Genomic DNA, 10,836 nt, shown 5'->3' with positions numbered 1-10,836 from the left:
CGCTGGACCCGCACGCCGCCGCGCACGCCGCGCTGCACGAGTCGGTCACCGGCCCGGCGACCGCCGCCGTCCGGCTGCTCGGCCTGGACCCGCACGCCGTCCACGCCGCCCTCGCCCGGCTCGGGCCGCTCCTGGACGGGCTCGCCGCCACGGCCGCGGGGCACGCCCGCACGGCGCCCGCCGACCTGCCGGCGCTCAGCGCACCGCTGCTCGACATCGCCGCCGAACACCACGCCACCTGGGAGATGCGTCTCTTTGCTTCAAGACCACGCCAACACGCCGCACGGCACCGCGACCCTGCCGCACGAGCCCGGCCGCCCGCTGCGCATCGGGATCGGCGGACCAGTCGGCTCCGGCAAGACAGCGCTCGTCGCCGCCCTGTGCCGCTCGCTCGGCGACGGTCTCGGCGTCGCCGTCGTCACCAACGACATCTACACCCGCGAGGACGCCGAGTTCCTGCTCCGCAACGGAGTGCTGCCGTCCGAGCGGGTCCGCGCGGTCGAGACCGGCTGCTGCCCGCACACCGCGATCCGCGACGACATCTCCGCCAACATCGAAGCCATCGAAACGCTGGAGAACAGCCTGCCCGGCCTCGACGTCGTGCTCGTGGAGAGCGGCGGCGACAACCTCACCGCCACGTTCAGCCGCGGTCTCGTCCACCACCAGATCTTCGTCATCGACGTCGCCGGCGGCGACAAGGTCCCCCGCAAGGGCGGCCCCGGCGTCACCACCGCCGACCTGCTCGTCATCAACAAGACCGACCTGGCGGGCCAGGTCGGTGCCGACCTGTCGGTGATGGACCGGGACGCACACGCCCGGCGCGGCGACCTGCCGATGTGCTTCCTGTCGCTGGTCGAGGACCCGGCCGCCGTACCGGTCACCGCCTGGGTCCGCGAACGCCTCGCCGCCGTCCCGACCTGATGCGAGCCCGCGCACACCTGGCCACCGAGCACACCGGGAACGGGCGCACCCGCATCTCGACACACCGCTCCGAAGCGCCCCTCGTACTCCGCTCGACGCTGGCGGCACCGCGCTATCCACCCTGGGCGCCGCGGCTCGCCGGCGCCGCCCACGTCCACCTGACCGCGGGCGCCGCCGGGCCCATCGGCGGCGACCACCTGTCCCTGCGCGTCGACGTGGGCGCGGGGAGCGCACTCGTCCTCCAGGACGTCTTGTCGACCCTGCTGCTCCCCGGCCCGCGCGGCGAGCAGTCCCGTACCCGCGTCGACATTCATGTGGCCGCCGATGCCACCCTCGTCTGGCTCCCCGAGCCGGTCATCGCCGCCAAGGACTGCAACCACCGCACCGACGTCCACGTCGAGCTGGATCCGGGCGCGAGGCTGCTTCTCCGCGAAGAACTCCTTCTCGGCCGCCATGGCGAGGAACCCGGAGCCGTGGACCAGATCCTCCGTGTCCGCCTCGGCGGCCGCCCACTCCACCACCAGCACCTCGCCATCGGCCCCGAAGCCACCGGCTGGGACGGACCGGCGGTGACCGGAGGCCACCGCGCCATCGGCTCCATCCTGGTCACCGACCCGGCGTGGGGCGACCGGCCGCCGCCCAGCCGTCCCCTCGACGGTGACGTGGCCCTCATGGCGCTGACCGGCCCGGCCGCCCTGATCACCGCCATGCGGCCGGACACCCTGTCCCTGCGCCGCGACCTCGACACCGCGCTGGCGGCCCTGCATCGGGTCGTCGACGGGGCTCAGCCGCGGGTGAGCGCGCGGCGGACGCCGGCGGCTATCTCCAGGTCTTCGCGGGCCTCGATCACCAGGGTGCGGACGGAAGCGTCCGGGGCGGTGATGTCGGTGTCGCCGCCGACCGAGTCGTTGCGGGACGGGTCGATGGAGACGCCCAGGTAGGTGAGGTCTTCGGCTAGGCGCATGCGGACGGACGAGTCGTGTTCGCCTACGCCGCCCGTGAAGACCAAGGCGTCCAGGCCGCCTAGGGAGGCGGTCATCGCGGCGGCGCAGGCGCGGAGGCGGTGGTGGTAGACGTCGAGGGCGGCGAGGGCGGTCATGTCGCGTTGCGCGGCCAGGTCGCGGATGCGGCGCATGTCGCCGGTGCCGGTGAGGCCGCGGAGGCCGGAGTCGCGTTCGAGGGTCCGGTTGACGTCGGCGGGGTCGAGGCCGTGCTTGATCAGCCACAGCGGGATGCCGGGGTCGATGCTGCCCGCCCGGGATGCCATGACCAGCCCTTCGAGGGGCGTGAATCCCATCGTCGTGTCGATCGAGCGGCCCTCGGCGACGGCGCAGAGGGACGCGCCGGAGCCGAGGTGGCAGATGACCGTCCGGGTCGGGGTCGTGCCGAGCATTTCGGCCGTCCGGCGGGTGGCGTAGGAGAAGGAGAGGCCGTGGAAGCCGTAGCGGCGCAGGCCGAAGCGTTCGCGCCATTCGGCGGGGAGCGCGTAGGTCGCGGCGGCGTCCGGGAGGGTGGCGTGGAACGCGGTGTCGAAGCAGGCCACGGCCGGGACGCCCGGCAGCGCCTCGGTGATCTCGGAGAGGGCGTGCAGGGAGGCGGGTTGATGGAGGGGTGCCAGGTCGGCTAGTTCGTGCAGGCGGTCGGTGACCGCGTTGTCGATTCGGACGGGGGTGGTGTAGTCGGTGCCGCCGTGGACGAAGCGGATGCCGATCGCGTCCGGGCGCGGCATGTTCGCCACCAGGTCGGCCATTTCGTGGCCCGCGCCGGAGTCCTCGGCGAGGACGGTGTCATCGGGGTCGAGGAGGCTCACCTTCAGGCTGCTCGATCCGGGGTTGACCGTGAGGACGCGCATCAGTACGGCCACGTCCAGTCGCGGATCTCCGGGGCGTCCTCGCCGTGTTCGCGGGTGTAGGCGCGCATGGAGAGGCGCAGGTCGGCCATGCGCTGGCGGATGTGGGCGACGCGGCCGCCGAGGGACGGGACGCGGTCGATGACGTCCATCACCAGGTGGTAGCGGTCCAGGTCGTTGAGCATGACCATGTCGAACGGCGTTGTCGTCGTCCCTTCTTCCTTATAGCCGCGGACGTGCAGGTGGGCGTGGCCGGTGCGGCGGTAGGTGAGCCGGTGGATGAGGTACGGGTAGCCGTGGAACGCGAAGATGACGGGCTTGTCGGTGGTGAACAGAGCGTCGAAGTCGCGGTCGGCGAGGCCGTGCGGGTGCTCGCTGGACTGTTGCAGCCGCATGAGGTCCACGACGTTCACGACCCGGACGCGCAGTTCGGGGAAGAGGCGGCGGAGCAGGTCCACGGCGGCGAGTGTCTCCAAGGTGGGGATGTCGCCCGCGCACGCCATGACGACGTCGGGGTCCTCGCCGCCTTCGGTCGATGCCCATTCCCAGATGCCTATGCCGCGGGTGCAGTGCGCGATCGCGGCGTCCATCGGCAGCCAGTTCAGCGCGGGTTGTTTCCCGGCGACGATCACGTTGACGTAGTCGCGGGAGCGGAGGCAGTGGTCGCCGACCGACAGCAGTGTGTTCGCGTCCGGCGGCAGGTAGACGCGGATCAGCTCCGGCTTCTTGTTCATGACGACGTCGAGGAAGCCGGGGTCCTGGTGGGTGAAGCCGTTGTGGTCCTGCCGCCAGACGTGGGAGGACAGCAGGTAGTTCAGCGACGCGATGGGCCGCCGCCACGGCAGGTGCCGGGTCACCTTCAGCCATTTCGCGTGCTGGTTGAACATGGCGTCGACGATGTGGACGAACGCCTCGTAGCTGTTGAACAGCCCGTGCCGCCCGGTGAGGAGGTAGCCCTCCAGCCAGCCCTGGCACAGGTGCTCGCTCAGCACCTCCATGACCTGCCCGGACGGCGCCTGGTGCTCGTCGGTCGGGAGGATCTCGCCGGTGAAGACGCGGTCGGTCGCCTGGAACACGTCCCCGAGCCGGTTGGACGCCGTCTCGTCCGCGCCCATGATCCGGAAGTTGGACGGGTTGGCCCGCACGACGTCGCGCAGGAATGAGCCGAGTGTGCGGGTGGGCTCGGTGAGCGTCGTGCCCGGTTTGTCGACGGACACGGCATAGTCCCGGAAATCGGGCAGGGTGAGCGGTTTCAGCAGCAGGCCGCCGTTGGCGTGCGGGTTGGCGCTCATCCGCCGCTCGCCCTCGGGGGCGAGGGACAGCAGCGCCTCGGCGGGACGTCCGTCCTCGTCGAACAGTTCGTCCGGACGGTAGGAGCGGAGCCACTCTTCGAGTTGCGCGAGGTGCTCGGGGTTGTCGCACACGCCGGCGAGGGGCACCTGGTGGGAGCGCCACGTGTTCTCGACCGGCTGCCCGTCGACTTCCTTCGGCCCCGTCCAGCCCTTCGGGGACCGCAGGACGATCATGGGCCAGCGGCGCCGCTCGGACGTCCGGCCCTCCCGGGCGTCGCGCTGGATGCCGGCGATCTCGTTGAGGGCCTGGTCGAGCGCGGCGGCCATCTTCCGGTGCATGGACGCCGGCTCGTCCCCGCTGACCCTGCCGATTTCGCCGGCTCCGCCAACGAGGAACGGCTGGTACCCGTATCCGTCGAGCAGCTGGACGAGTTCCTCCTCGGGGATCCGCGCCAGCACCGTCGGGTTCGCGATCTTGTAGCCGTTGAGGTGCAGGATCGGCAGGACGGCGCCGTCCCGCACCGGGTCGAGGAACTTGTTCGAGTGCCAGCTCGCCGCGAGCGGACCGGTCTCCGCCTCGCCGTCCCCGACGATGCACGCGACGACCAGGTCCGGGTTGTCGAACGCCGCGCCGAACGCGTGCGCGAGCGAGTACCCCAGCTCGCCGCCCTCGTGGATGGAACCCGGCGTCTCCGGCGCCACATGGGACGGGATGCCGCCGGGGAAGGAGAACTGGCGGAACAGCCGGCGCATCCCCTCGGCGTCCCGCGACACCTCCGGGTACACCTCGCTGTAGGTGCCCTCCAGCCACGCGTTCGCGACCGCCGACGGGCCGCCGTGCCCCGGCCCCATGATGTAGATCATGTCGAGGTCGCGGGCCCGGATCGCCCGGTTCAGGTGCGCGTAGCAGAAGTTCAGGCCGGGTGAGGTGCCCCAGTGCCCGAGCAGCCGCGGCTTGATGTGCCGGCGCGCGAGCGGCTCGCGCAGCAGCGGGTTCGCGAGCAGGTAGATCTGCCCGACGGACAGGTAGTTGGCGGCTCTCCAGTACGCGTCGATCGCGCGCACCTCGTCGTCGGACATCACGGACTCGGCCATGGCGCGTCCCCTCCGCTGTCGGTCCCGCCTCACAGGGAGATCACGTCCCCGCCATCGGCGCGGTCAACCGTCAGGGAGAGCCCATCACGCGGGGGCCGGCGCGCCCAGGGCCCAAAGCCCCGGGCCCCGGGGACCGAAGCCCCGGCGCCTCCGGTGCCGGGCATCTCGGCGCCCGGGCACCGGAGGCGCCGCGCTAACAGGGTGGACGTCGACCGGTTACAGAGGCGGTTCCCGGCGCGGGCTCCGCCTCGCCCCCCAGCGAACCGGTGGGAGCGTCTCCACTGGGCGTTTCGAAGCCTGCCGCCTACTCGCGCGTAGGTTCACGGGCCGGGGCGTGCGGTCGGTCAGCGGTAGGACGCCTGCGACGAACGGTCACGGAGAGCGATGGATCAACGACCGAAAGACATGATCGGCCCGGCTCGTCCCGCGAAGGATCCGGTGTGCTAGTCAGTTCGGGACGGCTGATCAGGCAGGAGGCGGTATGGGCGGGTTCTTCACCGGACGGACGCTGGCGGACCTCGGGAAGGCGCTGCGTTCCGGGGAGGTGACGGCGCAGGGGCTGGTCGCGAAGGTTCTGGAGTCGGTCGACCCCGACCTGAACGCCTTCGTGACGCTGGACGCGGAGGGTGCGGAGGCCGCGGCCAAGAGGACCGACCAGGCGCTGGCGTCCGGCATCGACCGGGGTCCGCTGCACGGCATTCCCGTCGCGGTGAAGGACATCATCGACGTCGCCGGCCTGCCGACCGGGATGGGGTCGGCGCACTTCGACGGGCACGTCGCCGAGGACGACGCCGTATGCGTGACGATGCTCCGGAACGCCGGCGCGGTGATCGTCGGGAAGACCGGGACGCAGGAGTTCGCGTTCGGCGCCACCGGCGACGTGTCGGCGAGCGGGCCGGTCCGCAACCCGCACGACCGGGCGCGGATGGCGGGCGGCTCCAGCAGCGGCAGCGCCGTCGCGGTCGCCGCCGGGATGGTCCCGCTCGCCCTCGGAACCGATACGGGCGGGTCGGTGCGCATCCCGTCCGCCTTCTGCGGGATCGCCGGGTTCAAGCCCGCGCACGGCTCGATTCCAGCTGATGGCGTGTTCCCGCTGTCGCCGTCGCTCGACCACGTGGGCGTCCTTGCCGCGTCCGCCGACGACTGCTGGATCGCCTACCGCGCGCTGACCGGCCCGGCGGACGAGACCGTGCCGCATGGCCGCGTCGCCTGGATCGAGCCGCCCGCCGCCGACCCCGACGTGGTGCGCACCGTCCGGGCCCTGTTCCCGGACGCGCCCGCCGAGCCGCTCGACTTCGCCGGGCTCCGGGAGGTGTTCATCGCGATCGAGTTCAGCGAGGCCTACGACGTGCACGCCGAGCGGATCGCCGACGCGCCCGGCCTGTACCAGCCGGTGACGCTCGGACGGCTGGAGGAGTCGGGCCGCATGCCGGGCTGGCGGCTCGTCCGGGCGCTGCGCGAGCGGGACCGGTACGCGCGGGAGATCGCCGGGCTGCTGGACCGCTACGACTACCTGGCGATGCCGACGATGCCGATCACCGCGCCGGAGCTCGGCGCGACCGAGGTCGAGTTCGGGCCGCTGACCGCGCTGCTGGTCAGCCTCACGTCGCCGTGGAACGTGCTGGGGCTGCCCGCGCTGAGCGTCCTCGCCGGAACGGTCCGCGGCCTGCCCGTCGGCGCGCAGCTCGTCACCCGGCGCGGCGCGGAGAACGTCCTGTTCGACGCCGCCGCACGCCTGGCCTAGAGGTAGAGGCCGAAGAACTCCTCCGGGTGCTCCAGGAGCGGGGGCAGGTCGTCGGCGGTGATGGTGATCAGTTCCTGCCGCGTCGGCGTGTGCTCCTGCCCGCCGGTGACGGCGGCGGACGCGACCCGGTCCGCCTGGTTGGCGACGGCGACGTCCAGCATGTTGCGCATCAGCCGGCCGTTGCCGAAGGACGGGCCGCGCGGCGCCCGCCGCAGCATCGTCGACAGCAGCTCGTCGGTGCCGGGTGCCAGCTCGAACCCGTCCGCGGCGGCGAGCTGCCCGAACACGGTGATCAGCTCGTCGTCGGTGTAGTCGGGGAAGTGGATCTGCTTGGGGAACCGCGAGTCGAGGCCGGGGTTGGCGGCGAGGAACTCCGCCATCTCCTGCTCGTAGCCGGCGACGACCACGACCAGGTCGTCGCGGTGGTCCTCCATCAGCTTGACCAGCTCGGCGATCGCCTCGTGCCCGTAGTCGCCCTTCAGCGGCGACTGCGTCAGGGTGTACGCCTCGTCGATGAACAGGACGCCGCCGAGCGCCCGCTCGACCAGCCGGCGCGTGCGCGGCGCGGTCTGCCCGATGTACTCGCCGACGAGGTGGGCGCGGGACGCCTCGACGAGGTGCCCGGACGACAGGACGCCCAGCCGCTTGTAGATGCGGCCGAGCAGCCGCGCCACCATCGTCTTGCCGGTGCCGGGGTTCCCGGTGAACACCATGTGCCGGGTCGGCGGGGTGATCGTCAGCCCGTTCTCGCTGCGCAGCCGCGCCGCGTGCGTCCCGGCGACGAGCAGCGCGATCTCGTGCTTGACGGTGTCGAGGCCGGTGAGGTCGTGCAGCTCCTTCAGCGGGTTCCCGGCGGCCCGCGAGATGTCCAGCGTGTCGGGAACGTCCTGCTTGCGGACGACGAGTTCGGCGTCCGGCGCCAGCCGCCCCTGCACCGCCGTGACGACCTGCTCCGCGAGATGCGGCGCGAGCCGCGCGTTGCGGAGCGTCTGCATCGGCGGCGTCGCGGCCAGCAGCTCACCCGCCGCCGCGACCGCCTGCCGGGTGCCGCGCGCCCCCCGCGCGACCAGCGCGCGGCGGAACAGCTCGGCGTGCTCCTCCTCGGTGAACGGCCGCGTCCGCGCGACCCGGAACAGCTGCGGCAGGACGGGGTTGATCTCGCGGATCCGGTCCTCCCCGCCCGTGTCGCACAGCGCCACGATGTGCAGGTCGGGGTGGACGGCGAGGAGCCGGTGCAGCTCGGCGGCGAGGGCCTCCCCGTTGCCGGGGTCGGTGACGATGCCGTCCAGGCCCTCGATGACGAGCAGCCGGTCGCCGGCGCAGTCGCGGGCGTCGGCGTGCAGCCGGGCGACGGCGTCCGGCAGCCGCTGCCCGGTGAACAGGTTGTCGGTGACCCAGTGCGGGTCGCGGCCGAGCGCCAGGGCCTTGCCCAGCTCCTGCGCGGCGTCGCGCTTGCCGGTGCCGTCCGGCCCCGCCAGCAGCAGCCGGACGGGGTCGCCGCCCTCGGTCAGCTCCGCCAGCGCGGCCGCGACCTCCGGCTGCCCGACCAGCGCGGTCGCGATCTCCGGGCGGGCGGCCGGGCGCCCCTTGGCCGTCCCGTCCGCCGCGGGCACCTTCCGCAGCGTCTCGGTCAGCGGGTTCACGACGCGGCGGCGCGGCGCGTAGAGGCGCCGCAGGTCGGTCTGGAACTGGCCGACCGGGATCCACTCGGCCTTCGGGAACCACGGGTCGCCCGGCAGGCCCTGCGCGATCGCGATGAACCGCATCGCCATGTCGAGCCAGCCCCGGCACGCGTCCGCCGCGCCCGCGACCAGCGCCCGGACGAGCCAGGCCCGCGTCCGCTCCTGCCACGCGCCCGCCTTGAACCCGCGGCGCTCGGCCGGGAACCGCTGCTGCAGCTCGCCGTAGCGGTCCTCGCCCAGCGCGACCGCCAGCTCCGCCGGGACGTGCTCCATGCTGCCCTGCAGCAGCAGCTGGATCAGGTGGGCCTCGACGGTCTCGTCGCGCGGCGCCACGTCCGTCAGGTGCTCGTAGGACGCGAGCAGCCCCGCGCACACCCACTCCAGGTAGCCGACCGGGCCGAGCAGCTCCGGCACCGCCGCGACGATGTCGTCGCCGGCGTGCGCGTGCCAGTGCTCGCGCAGCTCCGCCTTCGGCAGCCCGATCTCGCAGTCCGGCGGGTCGTCGTAGAGGCGCAGCAGCGCCTTGCGGCGCTCCTCCAGCGGCTCGATGCCCTCCAGCACCGACAGGCAGTCGCGCGCCAGCTCGATGGCGAGGCCCCGGTCGGGCGCCTCGATCAGCCAGTCGACCGGCGGCCGCCACCGGCCGCCCGGCGCGTCCCAGCGCGTCATCCGGGTGCTGAGCGGCCCCGGGTTGGCCAGGTGCCCGTGCAGCAGCCGCTCCGGCAGCTGCGACCGCGACCCGGCCTTGATCGCGCCGCCGCCCGGCAGGAACGCGAGCATGCCGAAGATCTCCGCGGTGACGAGCGACGCCGGCAGCGTCAGCAGCTTGTGCTCGTCGGTGGTCAGCTCCGCGGCCCGCGGGTCGGCCGCCAGCCCGTCGATCCGCGCCGAGATCTCCTCGAACAGCCCGTCCGGGACGCGCCACGGACCGTGCGAGTAGACGTCGAGCACCGGCTCGTCGGTGAGCAGTAGCTCCAGATGCTCCGGCAGCCGCAAAGAACACTCCCCAAGAACAGTCAAAACCGGGGTACAGCCTATGTATTGCGGGGGAGTGCTGGCCGACCTCTCGCACGGATCCGCGCTATTGGATGTGACACGTTTTCGCGTTCGGTGTATGCGGCGTTCATGAGCGACGCAGCGATTCGACCGCCAGCCGGGCCGCGGTGCCGATGGCGGCGTCCGCCCGGGGCAGCACCGCGATGGGGAGAAGCGACCGGGTGAAGACCGCCACGGCGTAGCGGGCACCGTCGGGATACTCGACCGCGCCGACCTCATTGCGGACGGTCGGCAAAGTACCCGTCTTGCCGCTGACCACGACGTCGTCGTACGGGAAGCCGGACGACAGCCGGTGCGGCCACACCTGGAGGCCGAGCAGCCGCCGCATCGCCGCGCAGTGCTCCGGCGGCGCGGCCTCGTCCCGCCAGATCATCGACAGCAGCCGGGTCATGTCGCGGGGCGTGCTGCGGCTGGTGCGGGACGGGTCGAGGGCGCGCAGCCGGCCGAGGACGCCGGGCTCGTCCAGCTTCGCCCACACGTCCGCGAAGGTCGCGGCCCCGGCGTCGGCGAGCAGGGACTCGTGCAGCTCGCGGCCGCTGACCTCGACGACCGTGTCGGGCAGCCCGAGGCCGGCGGCCGCCGCGTTGACCGCGTCCCGGCCGACCCGGTCGAGGACGGCATCGGCGGCGGCGTTGTCGCTCACAGTGATCATCAGGCAGGTGAGGTCGCGCAGCGACATGCGCACCTCGTCCAGCAGCGCGGACACCCCCGTCGGCCCCGCGGTGCGGTCCTGCGGACGCAGCACGACCTGCTCGGCCGGGTCGAGCAGCCCATCGGCGGCCTGCCGGTGGAACGCGACCAGCAGCGGCACCTTGAACACCGACGCGATCACGACCGGCTCGGCGGCGCCGATCGCGACCTCCCGCCCGGTGTCCATGTCGACGACGTGCAGGAACCCGGTGACACCGGCCGCCCGGAACTCCGCCTCAATCCGCTCCACCACGTCGCTCATACGTGGTTCCGGTGGGGGGTCGACCCCCCACACCCCCCGGTTCGCTTCGCTCATGCCAGGAATCCCGAGGACGGGCGGGGGACGACCCGGCGGGAGGGGGCGGCGTCCAGCGGAGCCATGCCGGCCTCGCGGGGCAGGGAGGCGGCTGTCTCTTATACAACTCTCCGAGCCCAAGAGACGGACGCCTAGCTCGTAGGCCGTCCTCCTCTTGCAAAAAACAAAAAATAAACATGCGCCAACTACAC

7 protein-coding genes and 1 pseudogene are annotated in these 10,836 nt (G+C 72.6%); 3 read left to right on the top strand and 5 right to left on the bottom strand.

Annotation, left to right across the window (positions count from 1 at the left end; genetic code table 11):
• A partial coding sequence (locus tag HUX53_RS39585; RefSeq protein WP_217920441.1) for a hypothetical protein occupies positions 1-230 on the bottom strand: 230 nt, incomplete at its 3' end.
• A 25-nt stretch (positions 231-255) separates the two neighbouring features.
• On the opposite strand from HUX53_RS39585, the gene ureG reads away from it, so the two are divergent.
• Together ureG and HUX53_RS42175 are read left to right on the top strand one after the other, a co-directional pair.
• Positions 256-921, top strand: a complete 666-nt coding sequence (gene ureG, locus HUX53_RS39580) for an urease accessory protein UreG (RefSeq protein WP_255206058.1) — start codon at positions 256-258, stop codon at positions 919-921.
• Positions 921-1,529, top strand: a pseudogene (locus tag HUX53_RS42175) (urease accessory protein UreD); the annotation flags it as partial. The gene ureG and the pseudogene HUX53_RS42175, both read left to right, overlap by 1 nt.
• 176 nt (positions 1,530-1,705) lie before the next feature.
• Here HUX53_RS42175 and HUX53_RS39570 read toward each other — a convergent pair.
• Both HUX53_RS39570 and HUX53_RS39565 read right to left on the bottom strand, forming a co-directional pair.
• Positions 1,706-2,785 (bottom strand): acetate/propionate family kinase, encoded by a 1,080-nt coding sequence (locus HUX53_RS39570; RefSeq protein WP_309237645.1) that lies wholly within the window; start codon positions 2,783-2,785, stop codon positions 1,706-1,708.
• Positions 2,773-5,157, bottom strand: coding sequence for a phosphoketolase (locus HUX53_RS39565; protein ID WP_176408388.1), 2,385 nt, complete (start codon positions 5,155-5,157; stop codon positions 2,773-2,775). Before HUX53_RS39565 ends, HUX53_RS39570 begins: the two co-directional genes overlap by 13 nt.
• Before the next feature lie 481 nt (positions 5,158-5,638).
• Between HUX53_RS39565 and HUX53_RS39560 the strand changes: the two genes are divergently transcribed.
• Entirely contained in the window at positions 5,639-6,901 is a 1,263-nt protein-coding gene (locus HUX53_RS39560) for an amidase (protein ID WP_176408387.1), read from the top strand.
• Here HUX53_RS39560 and HUX53_RS39555 read toward each other — a convergent pair.
• Together HUX53_RS39555 and HUX53_RS39550 are read right to left on the bottom strand one after the other, a co-directional pair.
• Positions 6,898-9,579: an AAA family ATPase gene (locus HUX53_RS39555; protein ID WP_176408386.1), complete on the bottom strand. Its 2,682-nt coding sequence runs from the start codon at positions 9,577-9,579 to the stop codon at positions 6,898-6,900. The two genes, HUX53_RS39560 and HUX53_RS39555, sit on opposite strands and share 4 nt — an antisense overlap.
• 127 nt (positions 9,580-9,706) lie before the next feature.
• A complete protein-coding gene (locus tag HUX53_RS39550; protein ID WP_176408385.1) occupies positions 9,707-10,591 on the bottom strand; it encodes a serine hydrolase in 885 nt (294 codons plus the stop codon).
• Positions 10,592-10,836 lie beyond the last annotated feature (245 nt).

The organism is Actinomadura sp. BRA 177, from assembly GCF_013372625.1.
Classification (GTDB): domain Bacteria; phylum Actinomycetota; class Actinomycetes; order Streptosporangiales; family Streptosporangiaceae; genus Spirillospora.
The sequence above is the reverse complement of the archived record's forward strand: the minus strand, read 5'-3'. Positions and strand labels throughout refer to the sequence as shown.

Coding starts and splice junctions, on each gene's coding strand:
- HUX53_RS39565 (WP_176408388.1), bottom strand. CDS start 5,157: ATGGCCGAGTCCGTGATGTCCGACGACGAGGTGCGCGCGATCGACGCG.
- HUX53_RS39560 (WP_176408387.1), top strand. CDS start 5,639: ATGGGCGGGTTCTTCACCGGACGGACGCTGGCGGACCTCGGGAAGGCG.
- HUX53_RS39550 (WP_176408385.1), bottom strand. CDS start 10,591: ATGAGCGACGTGGTGGAGCGGATTGAGGCGGAGTTCCGGGCGGCCGGT.